This is a genomic window from Bradyrhizobium tropiciagri, from assembly GCF_001189845.1.
Taxonomy (GTDB): Bacteria; Pseudomonadota; Alphaproteobacteria; order Rhizobiales; family Xanthobacteraceae; genus Bradyrhizobium; species Bradyrhizobium tropiciagri.
In genome coordinates, this window is sequence record NZ_LFLZ01000020.1 from 1 (window position 1) to 16,650 (window position 16,650).

Consider the following 16,650-nt stretch of genomic DNA (forward strand, 5'->3'; position numbering starts at 1 on the left):
AGTCAGATTAGATCACGCTGTAACCGCGCAGGAAACTGCGCTCCCTCTCCCGCTTGCGGGGGAGGGTTGGGGTGAGGGCTCTCTCCACGAGTCGTATCGTGGAAGGAGCCCACCCGCCGCGCTACGCGCGTCGACCTCTCCCCGCAAGCGGGAGAGGTGTAGGGAGCCGGAAGGCCGATCGAACTTGGCTTCATCCCGTCTGCGCCATCCCGCTACCTGATTGTCGCACCTCAGCTTTCGGAACTGAACGCGCGCCCTGCCGTTAACAAACGGCGGCCTGGCCGCGTCAATTTCGCTTTATTTGAACAGCGAAGTGTTCACCGGGGACCGGCAGTTTCCGATAAGATTATGCATCCGCGCCGCCGATCCATGAGGACCCCACCATGAGCTTCCGCCGCGATTACCTTTCCAAGCCGATCTTCTCCTGGGCGCGTGGCGTGCTGCCGACCATGTCGGACACCGAGCGCGAGGCGCTGGAAGCCGGCGACGTCTGGTGGGACGCCGATCTCTTCACCGGCAATCCCGACTGGTCGAAACTGCTGGCGTTCGCGCCGGCCAAACTGACCGACGAGGAGAACGCGTTCCTGCACGGTCCGGTCGACGAGCTCTGCACGATGCTCGACGAGTGGAAGATCAACTGGGAATGGCGCGATTTGCCGCCCGAGGTCTGGGCCTTCATCAAGGCCAAGAAATTCTTCGGCATGATCATCCCGAAGGAGTTCGGCGGCCTCGGCTTCTCGCCCTATGCGCATTCCGAAGTGGTGCGCAAGATTTCGTCGCGCTCGCTGACCGCGGCGGTCACCGTGATGGTGCCGAACTCGCTCGGGCCGGGTGAACTCCTGATGCGCTTCGGCACCAGGGAGCAGCAGGACAAATGGCTGCCGCGTTTGGCCGCGGGCCAGGACATTCCCTGCTTCGGACTGACCAGCCCGGAGGCCGGTTCGGATGCCGCGTCGATGATCGACACCGGCATCATCTGCAAGGGCAATTTCGAAGGCCGCGAAGTGCTGGGCTTGAGGCTGAACTGGCACAAGCGCTACATCACGCTGGGGCCAGTCGCGACGCTGCTCGGCCTTGCCTTCAAGGCCTATGATCCCGATCACCTCGTCGGCAACGAGGAAGAGCTCGGCATCACGGTCGCGCTGATCCCCACCCATCTGCCCGGCGTCTCGGTCGGCCACCGCCATCTGCCGGCGATGCAGGTGTTCCAGAACGGCCCGAACTGGGGCAAGGACGTCTTCATCCCGCTCGACTACATCATCGGCGGCCAGGAGCGGCTCGGCCAAGGTTGGAAGATGCTGATGACGGCGCTCGCTGCCGGCCGCGGCATCTCGCTGCCGTCGCTGTCGGCCGCAGGCGCTGCCTATGCCGCGCGCACCACCGGCGCCTATGCCCGCATCCGCGAGCAGTTCGGCATTTCCATTTCCAAGTTCGAGGGCATCGAGGAGCCGCTGGCCCGCATCGCCGGCACCGCCTATCTGCTCGACGCCGCGCGGCGGCTGACCTGTGCTGCGCTGAACGAGGGGCACCACCCCGCCGTCATCTCCGGCATCATGAAGCTGCACGCCACCGAGCGGATGCGGATCGCGATCGATGACGCGATGGACATCCACGGCGGCAAGGCCGTGATCGACGGGCCGCAGAACTATCTCGGCGGGCTCTACCGCTCGGTGCCGGTCGGCATCACGGTCGAGGGCGCTAACATCCTGACCCGCAATCTGATCGTGTTCGGGCAGGGCGCGATCCGCGCGCATCCTTACCTGTTGCAGGAGATGAACGCGCTCAGTGAGCCCGATCGCGACAAGGGCCTGACTGCGTTCGACACCGCGTTCTGGAAGCATGTCGGCCACAGCTTTGCGACCATGTTCCGCGCCTGGGGCCGCAGCTGGAGCTTTGGCCTGTTCGCGCCGGCGCCGGACGCCGGTGATGCAACGAAGTTCTATCGCCAGCTGTCGCGCTACTCATCGGCGTTCGCGCTGTGCGCCGACATGGCGCTGCTCACCCTCGGTGGCGCGCTGAAGCGCAAGGAGATGCTCTCCGCGCGCTTCGGCGACATCCTGTCCGAGCTCTATTTGCTCTCCGCCGCGCTGAAGCGCTGGCAGGACGAGGGCCGCCAGAAGGAGGATCTGCCAGCGCTCGAATGGTGCATGGCGTCGGGCTTCAGGACCATCGAGAACCGCTTTGCGGAAATCCTCGCCAACCTGCCGAACCGTCCGGTGGGGTGGCTGCTGAAATTCCTGATCCAGCCGTTCGGCGCGCGCGTCACCGGCCCGTCTGATCGCGTTGTGCATCTGTGCGCCCAGCTCGTGCTGTCGCCATCCGCGGCGCGCGATCGCCTGACGCCGGATCTCGCCTTTGTCGAGGACGACGGCGGCATCGCGCGGCTGGAGAAGGCCTTCCGCCTCGTTACCACCGCCGAGGATGCGGCCAAGCAGCTGCGCGCGGCCCGCCTGCATGACTGGCAGGAGGCGGTCAGGAAGGGCGTCATCACCCGGGATGACGGCGAGAAGCTCGCCGCCGCCCACGAGGCCGCAGCAAAAGTCATCGAAGTCGATGATTTTGCGCCCGAGGCGCTGTCCCCGATTTACAAGAAATCCGCCGACGTGCATCAGTTCTTCCAGGAGCTCGGTGAGCAGAGGGCGGCGAGCTGATGGCGCGACCAGTCTTTATCGTCGACGGCAGCCGGACGCCGTTCCTGAAGGCGCGCTCCGGTCCCGGCCCGTTCACCCCGGTCGATCTCGCCGTGCAATGCGGCCGGCCGCTGCTGGCGCGGCAGCCGTTCGCGCCCACCGCGTTCGACCAGGTCATCCTCGGCTGCGTCAACGTGATCGCCGACGAGATGAACCCGGCGCGGGTCGCGGCGCTCCGGCTCGGCGTGGGCGAGCAGATGGTCGCCTTCACGGTGCAGATCAATTGCGGCTCCGGCATGCAATCGATCGACACCGGCTACCGCTATATCCGCGAGGGCATCTCTGACCTGATCCTCGCCGGCGGCGCCGAGGCGTTGAGCCACGCGCCGCTGGTCTGGCCCAATTCCGGCGTGCGCTGGTTTGCGGGCTTTGCCGGTGCCAAGGGACTGGGTGCCAAGATCGCCGCGGCGCTGAAGGTGAAGCCGAGCTACTTCAAGCCGATCATCGGCCTCGAGCGCGGGCTGACCGATCCGATCACCGAGCTCAACATGGGCCAGACCGCCGAGAAGGTCGGCTATCTCTTCGGCATCACCCGCGCGCAATCCGACGCTTACGCCGCCGAGAGCCATCAGCGGCTGGCCAACGCGCAGAAGGAGGGCTTCCTCAAGGGCGAGGTCGAGACCGCATTCTCGCGCGACGGCAAGTTCTACGATCATGACGATGGCGTCAGGCCGGACTCGACGGCCGAGACGCTGGCAAAGCTGAAACCGGTGTTCGAGCGCCCATGGGGTCAGGTCACCGCCGGCAATTCCTCGCAGATCACCGACGGCGCCTCCTGGGTGATCCTGGCGTCCGAGAACGCGGTGGCCAAGCACGGACTGACGCCGAAGGCCGTCATCCTCGACAGCCAGTGGTCGGCGCTCGATCCGTCGATCATGGGCCTTGGCCCGGTGCTGTCGGCGAGCGCGCTGCTCAAGCGCAACAGCATGACCTTGCAGGACGTCGAGACCTGGGAGCTGAACGAGGCTTTTGCCACCCAGGTGCTCGGCTGTCTCGCGGCCTGGAACGACGACAAGTTCTGCCGCGAGATTTTGGGACTTGACGGCGCGGCCGGCGAGATCGACCGCGCGAAGTTGAATGTCGATGGCGGCGCGATTAGCCTCGGCCATCCCGTCGGCACCAGTGGCAATCGCATCGTGCTGCATCTGGTCAATGCGATGAAGCGGCTCGGTACCAGGCGCGGCGTCGCCACCGAATGCATCGGTGGCGGGCAGGGCGGCGCGATGTTGATTGAGATGGTGTGATCATGGATTCACGGATCATGGACCTTCTCGCCGACCGCGTGCTGGAGCTCGGGCCGAAGCCGGCTGCCGACAGCCCCTACAGGAATTTCAAGCTGACCCGCGACGAGGACGGCATCGCCTGGCTGCTGTTCGACCGCGCCGGCGCCAGCGCCAACACGCTGTCCGCCGATCTGCTCGAAGAGCTCGACGCCATCGTCACGGCGCTGGAGAACCAGCGGCCGACCGGCCTCGTGATCCGCTCGGCCAAGAAGAGCGGCTTTATCGCCGGTGCCGACGTCAACGAGTTTCGCGGCGTCACCGACCCCGGCGCGGTCGAGACCCAGATCGGCCGCGCGCATGCGGTGATCGATCGCCTGGAGGCGCTGCGCGTGCCGTCGGTCGCCGTGATCCATGGCTTCTGCCTCGGCGGCGGGCTCGAGGTCGCGCTCGCTTGCCAGATGCGGATCGCGATCGACGATGCCAGGTTCGGCTTTCCCGAGGTGATGCTCGGCCTGCATCCCGGCCTTGGCGGCACCGTGCGCTTCACCGAGCTGGTCAACCCGATGCAGGCGATGACGTTGATGCTGACCGGCAAGACGATCGACGCGCGCCGCGCCAAGTCGCTCGGTCTGGTCGATGCCGTCACCCAGGAACGCCATGTCCGCAATGCGATCAAGGATGCGGTGTTCGGCCGGCTGAAGCGCGCCAGGCCCGGCGTGCTCAACTCGTTGCTCAATTCGGGTCCGGTCAGGGGCTTCCTTGCCTCGCGGATACTTAGCGAGGCCGAGAAGGCGGCGCCGCGCAAGCATTATCCGGCGCCCTATGCGCTGATCGAGCTCTGGGAGAAGCATGCCGGCAACCGCTCGGCGATGCTCAACGCGGAGAAGGCGTCCTTTGCCAATCTGATGGTGACGCCGACGGCGCAGAATTTGATCCGCGTCTTCTTCCTGCGCGAGCAGATGAAGAAGGTGGCCGGCACCGGCAACAAGGTTGCGCACGTCCACGTCATCGGCGCCGGCGCGATGGGCGGCGACATCGCGGCCTGGTGCGCCAACCAGGACATGCGGGTCACGCTGGCCGACATGAAGGCCGAGCCGATCGCGGGTGCGATGAAGCGGGCGTCCGAGCTGTTCGGCAAGATCATGCGCAGGAAGATCGACCAGCGCGACGCGCTCGACCGGCTGATCCCCGACATGGACGGCGAGGGCGTGCGCAACGCTGATGTGATCATCGAGGCGGTGCCGGAAAAGCTCGAGCTGAAGCAGAAGGTCTATGCCGGGCTCGAGCCGAGGATGAAGCCGGGCGCGATCCTCGCCACCAATACGTCGAGCATTCCGCTACAGGATCTGCGCACCACGCTGGCACGGCCGGAGCGGCTGCTCGGTCTGCATTTCTTCAATCCGGTGTCGCGGCTGCAGCTCGTCGAGGTCGTCAGCCATGACGGCACCGATGCCGCCATGCTCAAGGAGGCGCTCGCCTTCGTCGGCGCCATCGACCGTCTGCCGCTGCCGGTGAAGAGCTCGCCGGGATTCCTCGTCAACCGCGCGCTGACGCCCTACATGCTGGAAGCGATGATGATGCTGGACGAGAAGACCGACCAGCGCCTGATCGACGCGGCCGCGATCGAGTTCGGCATGCCGATGGGCCCGATCGAGCTTGCGACCAGGTCGGCCTCGATATCTGCCTCGACGTCGGCGACATGCTGCGCTCGAAGTTCGGTGACACGCTGCCGCCGACGCCGGCGTGGCTGCGCGAGAAAGTCGCCAAGGGCGAGCTCGGCCGCAAGACCGGCAAGGGCTTCTATACCTGGAAGGACGGCAAGGCGGAGAAGACGCCGCTGCCGGAGACCGGCCCGAAGGTGAGCGACGAGATGATCGATCGGCTGGTGCTGCCGATCTCGAATGTCTGCGTCGCCGCTTTGCGCGAGGGCATCGTCGACGATCCCGATATGGTCGACGGCGCGATGATCTTCGGCACCGGCTATGCCCCGTTCCGCGGCGGCCCGCTCAATTACGCGCGCAGCCGAGGCGTCGACAATATCATCTCGACGATGCAATCGCTGATGCGCAAGTTCGGCGGTCGATTTGCGCCGGATACCGGCTGGGAGGGCTTCAAGTGACCGATACCGATACCCATATGCACGCGCCGCCGATCAGCGGCAACGAGCCGCAGGGCGATCTCTGCATCCGCACGCTGGCGATGCCGGCCGATACCAATGCCAATGGCGATATTTTCGGCGGATGGCTGCTCAGCCAGATGGACGTCGGCGGCGGCGTGTTCGCCTCCAAGGTCGCGAAGTCGCGCACGGTAACGGTCGCGATCGATGCGATGAACTTCCGCAAGGCGGTCTATGTCGGCGATCTCGTCTCGGTGCACGCCAATCTCGTGCGTGTCGGCCGCACCTCGATCACGGTGCATCTCGAAGCCTGGGTGCTGCGCCGCCGCGAGCAGCAGTCGATCCTCGTCACCGACGGCAATTTCACCTACGTCTCGATCGACGAGCAGGGCCATCCGCAACCGATCCAGCGCGACGGCGCGACGATTTCGACCTGACGTTTTTCGCACGAAAACGCCGCTGATTCGGCGCGAGTAAAACGCGTCGAAACTGAGACCGGAGCGCTGCCTGATTGCAAAAATGGCGCCTCGGTTCGCAAATAAAGCTAGGAACAAACAGGCAGTGACACCGTTGTCGGCCCGGAATCAAACCGAGGCCAATAATGTCAGACTGCTACGTGATCGAGGTAAATTCACAGACCGCGGGTATCGTGGTGCGCGACGCACGCGGGTACGCGTTTTTCGCAGCCTCGCACCTTTTCCAGGCCCTTGAAGGCCAAATCTTCCGCAACGCACGCGAGGCCGAGCGTGCGGCGCGACGCCTTGTCACTGGGCAAATTTTGCAGGTCGCTTCCTGATCGGCCATTGAGCTGCGGTGTGCCGTTTGCGCGCGCCGCAAGAGGCTGTATTGATGCATCCGGGTTCACGGAAGCTTCTCCCGGATGTCGCAGAGACAAGGCCAAGCGTCGCAGACACAACAAGCGTCGCAGGCACGCCAAGCGTCGCAGATACGAGGAGCGCTGCTGTTCGATATCGACGGCACGCTCGCCGACACCGATCCGCTCCATCTGGCCGCGTTCAATCGGGTGCTCGGCCCGCATGGACACTCGTTCGATCACGCGCGTTTCGGCAGGGAGCTGCAAGGCTTCTCCAACGCATCGATCGGCGAGCGCTTCCTCGCCCACGAGCCGCCTGAGCGCCGCGCCGCCATCCTCAGCGAGAAGGAGCGGATCTTCCGCGAATTGGTCAGCGGCCAGATCGTGCCGGTGCCGGGATTGATGGCGCTGCTCGACCGCGCCGATCGCACGGGCGTGCCGATGGTGGCGGTGACCAATGCGCCGCGCCCGAATGCCGAACTGCTGCTCTCGGGACTGGGCATCGCGCACCGTTTCAAGGCGCTCGTGATCGGCGACGAGCTGGCGCACGGCAAGCCGCACCCATCGCCGTATCTCGAGGGGCTGCGCCTCGCGGATGCGGCGGCATCGGCGTCATTGGCGTTCGAGGACTCGCGCTCCGGCATTCAGTCCGCGACGGCGGCGGGCATCACGACGATCGGGATGCGAACCGGGCTCAGTCATGCCGATCTGCTCGCGGCCGGCGCAGTCGCCAGCGCCCGGGCGTTCGACGATCCGGAATTGATCCGCCTGGTTGCGTCGGCCATGACTTGGTAAGCCGTGACTTGGTAAATCGGCATTGCTGCAACGCAGTTCTTAACCCCGGCGATGCTTGCTCGTTGACCTCGGTGCCGAACGGTCGCACCATGGGCGAGAGCATGATCCGGAAAAGTGGAAGCCGGTTTTCCGAAATGATCATGCTCCACCAATAGCCGTTTCAAGGGGGCCGCCGTGGCCGGACTCTCCCATCGCCAGACTGAAATCCTCAACATCGCACGTGCATTCGGCCGGGTCATGGTCGAAGACCTTGCCAAGCGGTTCGAGGTGTCGGCGCAGACCATCCGCAAGGACCTCAACGATCTCTGCGACGAGCGGTCGCTGACCCGCATCCATGGCGGCGCGATCATCGCCTCGGGTGTCGAGAACCTCGCCTATGAGGCGCGGCGCTTCGTCGCCGCCGAGGAGAAGAAGGCGATCGGCGCCGCCGCGGCCGCGCGGATTCCGAATGGTTGCTCGCTGTTCATCAACATCGGCACCACCACGGAAGAGGTCGCCAGCGCGCTGACCTCGCACGAGGACCTGCTCGTCATCACCAACAACCTCAACGTCGCGATGCTGCTGTACCGTCATCCGCGCATCGAGGTGGTGGTGGCGGGCGGCACGGTGCGCCGCGCCGACGGTGCGGTGGTCGGCTCCACGGCGACGCAGCTGATCGGCCAGTTCAAGGTCGATTACGCTATCATCGGCGCGTCCGCGATCGACGAGGAGGGCGCGCTGCTCGACTTCGACTATCGCGAGGTGCAGGTCGCGCAGGCGATCATCGCCAACGCGCGCAATGTGATGCTGGTGTCGGATGCGACAAAACTCCGCCGCAGCGCGCCGGTGCGCATCGCGCATATGAGCCAGATCCAGACCTTCGTCACCGACTCGCCCTTGCCTGCGGGCCTCGCCAACATCTGCCATAGCAGAGGGATCGAGGTGGTCGTCGCGATGGACAAGCCGGCCGTCGACATCGACGACAATGGCGCCGACGCGACACCGGCGACACTGCGCAGCGCGTAGCTCGTGTCTTCGCTAACTCGTCGGCCACAACCACGATAGCAGCGCGCTCGCTTCACCCTCCCCCTCCAGGGGTGGATAAGTGCCGTCGGCGAGGCCGTGCGCGCGGCGACGGTCCGAGATTTGTGCCCCCGCTGCGATCATCCCGCCCAAAAAATCCCCAGCTAAAGTTCCCCATTTTCGCTTTGCTTTCGTTTTTGGTTGTGATCTACTCCAATCCGAAAGTAAAACCGTCAAAGTGAAGGCGGTTGCCGGGGGAAGCGTTCTTTGGATCAGATTTACGACCTCGCCATCATTGGAGGCGGCGTTAATGGCTGCGGCATCGCGCGCGATGCGGCGGGCCGGGGTAATTCTGTTTTCCTCTGTGAAATGAATGACTTGGCCAGCGGGACGTCGTCCTGGTCGACCAAGCTCGTGCATGGTGGCCTGCGCTATCTCGAATATTACGAGTTTCGCCTGGTGCGTGAGGCGCTGATCGAGCGCGAGATCCTCTGGCAGATCGCGCCGCATATCATTCGCCCGCTGCGTTTCGTTTTGCCGCACCACGCGGGCCTACGCCCGGCCTGGCTGCTGCGGCTCGGCCTCTTCCTCTACGACCATATCGGCGGCCGGCATCTGCTGCCGGCGACGCGCTCGGTCGATTTGACGCGCGATGTGGTCGGCAAGCCGCTGATCCCCGGCCGCTACACCAAGGGCTTTGAATACTCCGACTGCTTCGTCGACGACGCGCGGCTGGTTGCGCTGACCGCGCGCGATGCCGCCGATCGCGGCGCCGAGATCCGCACCCGCACTCGCGCGGTCGAGACCCGGCAGGTCGACGGCGTCTGGCGCGTCACGGTCGAGGACACGACGAGCGGTTCGCGTGAGACGATCAAGTCGCGCGTGCTGGTCAATGCCGGCGGTCCCTGGGTCGAGCAGGTGCTGGCGTTGGGCGGCGGCGTCAACGCGCGGGCCAAGGTGCGGCTGGTGCAGGGTTCCCACATCGTGGTGCCCAAGCTCTACGACCACGACCGCGCCTACATCTTCCAGAACGCCGACGGCCGTATCATCTTCGTGATTCCCTATCAGGACGAATTCTCGCTGATCGGCACCACCGATCGCGACTATGACGGCGATCCGGCCAAGGTGAAGGCGACGCAGGAGGAGATCGAGTATCTCTGCGCCTCCGCCAGCGAATACCTTGCCAAGCCGGTCAAGCCGCAGGACGTGGTCTGGAATTACTCCGGCGTGCGTCCGCTCTATGACGACGGCGCGAGCGAGGCCAAGGCCGCGACCCGCGATTACGTGTTCGAGCTCGATACGCCCGGCGGTGCGCCGCTACTCTCGATCTACGGCGGCAAGATCACGACCTATCGCCGGCTGTCCGAAGAGGCGCTGGAGCGGCTCGCGCCTTATCTCAAGGGCGCGAAAGCGCAGGAGGGCTGGACCGGCAAGGCGCCGTTGCCCGGCGGCGACATGGATGTGTCGGCGGTCGCGGCGCTCGCCGCCGAGCTGGTTCGCAACCATCCATTCCTCGCGCAGCCCCATGCCAACCGTCTCGCGCGCGCCTACGGCACGCGCGCCGGCAAGGTCCTCGGCAATGCAGCATCGGCTGAAGATCTCGGCCGTTCCTTCGGCGCCACCTTGACGGAGAGTGAAGTCCGGTACCTGATGGCGAACGAATGGGCTCGGACTGCGGAAGATGTCGTCTGGCGACGATCCAAGCTGGGCTTGCGGATGACGGCGGGTGAAATCGCCGCGCTCGACGAGTGGATGGCCGCCAACCACGTGTCCGGTGAACGTCCCCTCCGCGAAGCGGGAGGACGGGCATGAGCGTTACACTGCAGAATGTCACGCGAACCGTGGATGGCATTCCGACCATCCGCGATGTGTCGCTGACGCTGGAGCGTGGCACGCTCAGCGTGCTGCTCGGGCCGACGCTGTCCGGCAAGACCTCGATCATGCGGCTGCTCGCCGGCCTCGACAAGCCGGCCACCGGCCGCGTGCTGGTCGACGGCAAGGATGTCACCGGCGCCGACGTGCGGCAGCGCTCGGTCGCGATGGTCTATCAGCAGTTCATCAACTATCCCTCGTTGACGGTGTACGAGAACATCGCTTCGCCACTGCGGGTGCAGGGCAAGCCGAAGGCCGAGATCGAGAAGCGCGTCGCGGAGGCGGCCGCCCTGTTGCGGCTCGAGCCCTACCTCAAGCGCACGCCGCTGCAGCTCTCCGGCGGCCAGCAGCAGCGCACCGCGATCGCGCGCGCGCTGGTCAAGGGCGCCGACCTGGTGCTGCTCGACGAGCCGCTCGCCAACCTCGACTACAAGCTGCGCGAGGAGCTGCGCGCCGAGTTGCCGCGCATCTTCGAGGCGTCGGGCGCGATCTTCGTCTATGCCACCACCGAGCCGTCGGAAGCGCTGCTGCTCGGCGGCGACACCGTGTGCATGTGGGAAGGCCGGGCGCTGCAAACCGGCGCGACGCCGAAGGTCTACCGCCATCCCGACACGCTGCGGGTCGCGCAGGTGTTCTCCGATCCGCCGCTCAACATCATCGGCATCGAGAAGAAGGGCGACCGGGTGATCTATGCCGGCGGCGAGCAGGCGCCCGCGGCCGGGCTCTACGCCAATCTGCCCGACGGCGCCTACCGGATCGGCTTCCGCGCGCATCAGCTCGAGGTCGGGAACGCTTCGGCCGGCCGCCACAAATTCTCCGCCACCGTGACCGTGACCGAGATCACCGGCTCGGAGAGCTTCGTCCACGTCCATGTCCACGATTCGAACTGGGTCGCGGTGCTGCACGGCGTGCATGAATATGTACCCGGGCAGGTGCTCGACGCCGCGCTCGATCCCGGCAACATCTTCGTGTTCGACGCGGCCGACCGCCTCGTCGCTTCACCCGCAACAACTTTTTCGAAGTGAGGGAGATGCCTCATGGCCCGCATTGACCTCGTCGATCTCGCGCAGTCCTACAACGGCAACGACGCGCCGCTGGAATCCTTTGCGCTGAAGCCGGTCACCATGACCTGGCGGCAGGGCGGCGCCTACGCGTTGCTCGGCCCGTCCGGCTGCGGCAAGACCACGCTGCTCAATCTGATCTCCGGCATCGTGACGCCGTCGCGCGGCCAGATCCTGTTCGACGGCAAGGACATCACGCCGCTGTCGACGCAGAAGCGCAACATCGCGCAGGTGTTCCAGTTCCCGGTGATCTACGACACCATGACGGTGGGCGAGAACCTGGCCTTCCCGCTGAAGAACCGGGGTATCGCCAAGGCCGAGGTCGATGCACGGGTCAAGCAGATCGCCGGTCTGCTCGACCTCACGCCGTATCTGAACCGCAAGGCGACGCGGCTCACCGCCGACGCCAAGCAGAAGATCTCGCTCGGCCGCGGCCTGGTGCGCTCCGACGTCGCCGCCGTGCTGTTCGACGAACCGCTGACGGTGATCGATCCTGAGCTGAAATGGCAGCTTCGCTCCAAGCTGAAGGCGCTGCATCGCGAGCTCGACCTCACGATGATCTACGTCACCCACGACCAGACTGAAGCCCTGACCTTCGCCGATACCGTCGTCGTCATGCATGACGGCCGCGTGGTGCAGAGCGGCACGCCGGCCGAATTGTTCGACAAGCCGGCGCACACCTTCGTCGGCTACTTCATCGGCTCGCCCGGCATGAACATCGTGCCTGCCGAGGTCTCGGGCCACGAGGCGCGGATCGACGGCACGTCATCGGCCTGCACCGCAACTATGGTGTGCTGCCGAAGGCCGCAAAGATCGAGATTGGCGTGCGGCCGGAATTCGTCGATGTCGCGCCGCCGGCGTCCGGGCTGCTGTCGGCCACCATTGAGCGGATCGACGATCTCGGCCGCATCCAGTTCGCCCGCGTTCGCGTCGGCAATACCAAGCTCGCGGCGCGGGTGCCGCCGGGCTTCTCGGTCTCCGGCGATACTGCCGGTCTCGTTTTCAATCCCGCCTATGTCCACGTCTATGCCGACAGCCATTTGGTGGAAGGGGTCGCCTGATGGACAAGACGATCAACCAAAAAGCCTGGTTTCTGGTGCTGCCGGTGTTCCTGGTGGTCGCGTTCTCGGCGGTGCTGCCGCTGATGACGGTCGTGAACTATTCGATGCAGGACACCTTCGGCAACAACCAGTTCTTCTGGAACGGCGTCGGCTGGTTCAAGGAGCTGCTCGATCCCTCGACCGATCTCGGCGGCCGCTTCCTGGCCTCGCTCGGCCGCAATTTGTTCTTCTCCGCCGTGATCCTTGCGATCGAGGTGCCGCTCGGCATCGTCGTTGCGCTGTCGATGCCGCGCGAGGGCTGGAGCGTCGCAGCCTGCCTCGTCATCCTCGCGCTGCCGCTGCTGATTCCGTGGAACGTGGTCGGCACCATCTGGCAGATCTTCGGCCGTCCCGATATCGGCCTGCTCGGCTATGTGCTCAATCACTTGGGCTTTAATTACAACTACGTCGCCAACGACATCGACGCCTGGGTCACCGTGATCGTGATGGACGTCTGGCATTGGACCAGCCTCGTCGCGCTGCTCTGCTACGCCGGCCTGAAGTCGATTCCCGACGCCTATTATCAGGCGGCGCAGATCGACGGCGCCTCGCGCTGGGCGGTGTTCAAGGCGATCCAGTTGCCGAAGATGAACCGCGTGCTCTTGATCGCAGTGCTGCTGCGCTTCATGGACAGTTTCATGATCTACACCGAGCCGTTCGTGGTCACCGGCGGCGGGCCCGGCAACTCGACGACCTTCGTCTCGATCGAGCTCGTCAAGATCGCGCTCGGCCAGTTCGACCTCGGGAAGGCCGCGGCACTGTCGCTGGTCTACAATCTGATCATCCTGATCGTGTGCTGGGTGTTCTACACCGTGATGACCAATGCCGGCACCGAACGTAAGGCTGTGGCGCAGGGCGAGCCGGCGGCCGAGCCCAAGCCAGCGGCCGCGCCCAAGCCCGCAGGCGTGCTCAAACCGAAGGAAGGAGTGGCCTGATGCACTCGATCCCCGGTCGTCGACTCATCATGGCGTTGTTCCTGATCTTCCTGCTGTTGCCGATCTACTGGCTCGTCAACATGAGCTTCAAGACCAACGCCGAGATCGTCTCGACGATGACGCTGTGGCCGCATACGCCGACGCTGCAGCACTACCGGCGTATCTTTACCGACGAGAGCTGGTATTCCGGCTACATCAATTCGCTGGAGTACGTCGTCATCAACACCGTGATCTCGATCGCGGTGGCGTTGCCGGCGGCCTATGCGTTCTCGCGCTACCGCTTCCTCGGCGACAAGCATTTATTCTTCTGGCTGCTGTCGAACCGCATGGCGCCGGCAGCGGTCTACGCGCTGCCGTTCTTCAACCTCTACTCGGCGATCGGCCTGTTCGATACGCCGTGGGCGGTCGCGCTCGCGCACTGCATCTTCAATGTGCCGTTGGCGGTGTGGATTCTCGAAGGCTTCGTCTCCGGCGTGCCGCGCGAGATCGACGAGACCGCGTTCCTCGACGGCTATTCGTTCCCGCGCTTTTTCATCAAGATCCTGGTGCCGCTGATCGCGAGCGGCATCGGCGTCGCCGCCTTCTTCTGCTTCATGTTCTCCTGGGTCGAGCTGCTGCTGGCGCGCACGCTGACCTCGGTGCAGGCGAAGCCGATCGCGGCGATCATGACGCGGACGGTCTCGGCTGCCGGCATGGACTGGGGCCTGCTGGCCGCGGCCGGCGTGCTCACCATCATCCCCGGTGCGCTCGTGATCTGGTTCGTCCGCAACTACATCGCGCGCGGCTTCGCGCTTGGCCGGGTCTAGGAGGCAATCATGGAATCCATCGCATGGATGGCATGGACCTGGCCCACCGCGATCTTCTTCGTGCTGCTTGCCTCTACGCTCGGCATGATGACCTGGCTCGCGATCGCCTATCCCGAAGCCGAGCGGGTCGGCGTACTGCGGATTCCGACCACGCGCGGCGATCGTCTGTTCGTCTCGCTGGTGCTGGCGGCGGTGATCCATTTGCTGTGGATCGGCCTCGTCGGCACCGATCCGATTTTCACCCTGCCGATCGGGGAGGGCATTGATATTTCGAGCCTGTGGCTCGCAACACTGATTTCGCTTGCCTCAGCTGCGGTGATCTTTCGCACCGTCTGAGAGGCGAAAAAGAGCAGATCCGGGGTCTACCCGGACCTGGGGTACTTAGTTTGTCGCTGCAACCGGAGGAATCAACATGCGACACTTGAGAAAGACCAAGGATAGTCTTCTGACCATGACCAGCGTCGTCGCGCTGGCTGTGGCATCAGTGGCTATCGCCGCGCCGGCCCGCGCCGACGAGGCGGCCGCGAAGAAGTGGATCGACAGCGAATTCCAGCCGTCGACCCTCTCCAAGGACGACCAGATGAAGGAAATGCAGTGGTTCATCAAGGCCGCTGCGCCCTTCAAGGGCATGGAGATCAACGTCGTCTCCGAAACGCTGACGGTGCACGAATACGAATCCCGCACGCTCGCCAAGGCGTTCGAGGAGATCACCGGCATCAAGGTCAAGCACGACATCATCCAGGAAGGTGACGTCGTCGAGAAGATCCAGACCCAGATGCAGTCCGGCAAGAACGTCTATGACGGCTGGATCAACGACTCCGACTTCATCGGCACCCACTTCCGCTACGGCCAGGCGGTCGACTTGACGGAGTGGATGAAGGGCGAAGCCAAGGACGTCACCGACCCGATGCTCGACATCGACGACTTCATCGGCAAGTCGTTCACCACGGCACCGAACGGTCACCTCTATCAGCTGCCCGACCAGCAGTTCGCGAACCTCTATTGGTTCCGCTACGACTGGTTCACCAACCCGGAATACAAGGCCAAGTTCAAGGCCAAGTATGGCTACGATCTCGGCGTGCCCGTGAACTGGTCGGCCTATGAAGATATCGCCGAGTTCTTCACCAACGACGTCAAGGAGATCAACGGCGTCAAGGTCTACGGCCATATGGACTATGGCAAGAAGGATCCCTCGCTCGGCTGGCGTTTCACCGACGCCTGGCTGTCGATGGCCGGCAACGGCGACAAGGGTCTCCCGAACGGCCTGCCGGTCGACGAATGGGGCATCCGCATGGAAGGCTGCCGTCCGGTCGGCTCGTCGGTCGAGCGTGGCGGCGACGTCAACGGCCCGGCGTCGGTCTATTCGATCGTCAAGTACCTCGACTGGATGAAGAAGTATGCTCCGCCGCAGGCCCAGGGCATGACCTTCTCCGAGTCGGGCCCGGTGCCCTCGCAGGGCAACATCGCCCAGCAGATCTTCTGGTACACCGCCTTCACCGCCGACATGGTGAAGCCGGGCATCGCCGTGATGAACGCGGACGGTACGCCGAAGTGGCGTATGGCTCCGTCGCCGCACGGCTCGTACTGGAAGGACGGCATGAAGCTCGGCTACCAGGACGTGGGTTCGGCCACGCTCCTGAAGTCGACCCCGGTGGATCGCCGCAAGGCGGCCTGGCTCTATCTGCAGTTCATCGTCTCCAAGACGACGAGCCTGAAGAAGAGCCAAGTCGGTCTCACCTTCATCCGTGAATCCGACATCTGGGACAAGTCGTTCACCGAGCGTGCGCCGAAACTCGGCGGCCTGATCGAGTTCTACCGCTCGCCCGCGCGCGTGCAGTGGACCCCGACGGGCAACAACGTGCCTGACTATCCGAAGCTCGCTCAGCTGTGGTGGCAGAACATCGGCGATGCGTCGTCCGGTGCGAAGACGCCGCAAGCTGCGATGGACGCGCTCGCCGCGGCCCAGGATTCGGTGATGGAGCGTCTTGAGAAGTCCGGTGTGCAGGGTGCCTGCGGACCGAAGCTGAACAAGAAGGAAACCGCCGAGTACTGGTACAAGAAGGCCGAAAAGGACGGCACCATCGCTCCGCAGCGCAAGCTCGCGAACGAGAAGCCGAAGGGCGAAACGATCGACTACGACACCCTGATCAAGTCGTGGCCGGCGAGCCCGCCCAAGCGCGCCGAAGCGAAGTAAGGCGGTAAGGCTTGACCGCCCACGCCATCCGAAAACTGCGAA

General features: G+C 64.7%; 13 protein-coding genes and 2 pseudogenes. All 15 read left to right on the plus strand.

What is annotated here, in order from left to right:
* Positions 1 to 383 precede the first annotated feature (383 nt).
* The 15 genes and pseudogenes from AKN84_RS17520 (at position 384) to AKN84_RS17585 (ending at position 16,608) form a co-directional block, all read left to right on the plus strand.
* A complete protein-coding gene (locus AKN84_RS17520) occupies positions 384 to 2,651 on the plus strand; it encodes an acyl-CoA dehydrogenase (protein WP_050421930.1) in 2,268 nt (755 codons plus the stop codon).
* Positions 2,651 to 3,934, plus strand: a complete 1,284-nt coding sequence (locus AKN84_RS17525; protein WP_050421931.1) for an acetyl-CoA C-acetyltransferase — start codon at positions 2,651 to 2,653, stop codon at positions 3,932 to 3,934. Before AKN84_RS17520 ends, AKN84_RS17525 begins: the two co-directional genes overlap by 1 nt.
* A gap of 17 nt (positions 3,935 to 3,951) precedes the next feature.
* A pseudogene (locus tag AKN84_RS17530) lies at positions 3,952 to 5,663 on the plus strand (3-hydroxyacyl-CoA dehydrogenase NAD-binding domain-containing protein); the annotation flags it as partial.
* Between the two features lie 108 nt (positions 5,664 to 5,771).
* A complete protein-coding gene (locus AKN84_RS50715; RefSeq protein ID WP_430649916.1) occupies positions 5,772 to 6,032 on the plus strand; it encodes a hypothetical protein in 261 nt (86 codons plus the stop codon).
* 17 nt (positions 6,033 to 6,049) lie between these two features.
* Positions 6,050 to 6,466, plus strand: coding sequence for an acyl-CoA thioesterase (locus AKN84_RS17535; protein WP_050422021.1), 417 nt, complete (start codon positions 6,050 to 6,052; stop codon positions 6,464 to 6,466).
* Positions 6,467 to 6,630: 164 nt separating this feature from the next.
* Complete coding sequence (locus AKN84_RS49120) at positions 6,631 to 6,825, plus strand: hypothetical protein (RefSeq protein WP_050421932.1); 195 nt, start codon at positions 6,631 to 6,633, stop codon at positions 6,823 to 6,825.
* A gap of 84 nt (positions 6,826 to 6,909) precedes the next feature.
* The gene (locus AKN84_RS17545) at positions 6,910 to 7,638 is read left to right on the plus strand and encodes an HAD family hydrolase (protein WP_128970938.1); all 729 of its coding nucleotides are present in this window, start codon (positions 6,910 to 6,912) and stop codon (positions 7,636 to 7,638) included.
* A gap of 174 nt (positions 7,639 to 7,812) precedes the next feature.
* Entirely contained in the window at positions 7,813 to 8,643 is an 831-nt protein-coding gene (locus AKN84_RS17550; protein ID WP_050421933.1) for a DeoR/GlpR family DNA-binding transcription regulator, read from the plus strand.
* Positions 8,644 to 8,907: 264 nt separating this feature from the next.
* The gene (glpD, locus tag AKN84_RS17555) at positions 8,908 to 10,452 is read left to right on the plus strand and encodes a glycerol-3-phosphate dehydrogenase (protein ID WP_050421934.1); all 1,545 of its coding nucleotides are present in this window, start codon (positions 8,908 to 8,910) and stop codon (positions 10,450 to 10,452) included.
* Positions 10,449 to 11,537: an ABC transporter ATP-binding protein gene (locus AKN84_RS17560; protein ID WP_050421935.1), complete on the plus strand. Its 1,089-nt coding sequence runs from the start codon at positions 10,449 to 10,451 to the stop codon at positions 11,535 to 11,537. Before glpD ends, AKN84_RS17560 begins: the two co-directional genes overlap by 4 nt.
* A 12-nt stretch (positions 11,538 to 11,549) precedes the next feature.
* Positions 11,550 to 12,634: pseudogene (locus AKN84_RS17565) on the plus strand (ABC transporter ATP-binding protein).
* Entirely contained in the window at positions 12,634 to 13,608 is a 975-nt protein-coding gene (locus AKN84_RS17570; protein ID WP_050421936.1) for a carbohydrate ABC transporter permease, read from the plus strand. Before AKN84_RS17565 ends, AKN84_RS17570 begins: the two are co-directional and overlap by 1 nt.
* A complete protein-coding gene (locus AKN84_RS17575) occupies positions 13,608 to 14,414 on the plus strand; it encodes a carbohydrate ABC transporter permease (RefSeq protein WP_021075985.1) in 807 nt (268 codons plus the stop codon). Before AKN84_RS17570 ends, AKN84_RS17575 begins: the two co-directional genes overlap by 1 nt.
* A gap of 9 nt (positions 14,415 to 14,423) precedes the next feature.
* The gene (locus AKN84_RS17580; RefSeq protein ID WP_050421937.1) at positions 14,424 to 14,750 is read left to right on the plus strand and encodes a DUF2160 domain-containing protein; all 327 of its coding nucleotides are present in this window, start codon (positions 14,424 to 14,426) and stop codon (positions 14,748 to 14,750) included.
* A gap of 115 nt (positions 14,751 to 14,865) precedes the next feature.
* On the plus strand, positions 14,866 to 16,608 hold the full coding sequence (locus AKN84_RS17585; protein WP_162240889.1) for an ABC transporter substrate-binding protein: 1,743 nt from the start codon (positions 14,866 to 14,868) through the stop codon (positions 16,606 to 16,608).
* Positions 16,609 to 16,650 lie beyond the last annotated feature (42 nt).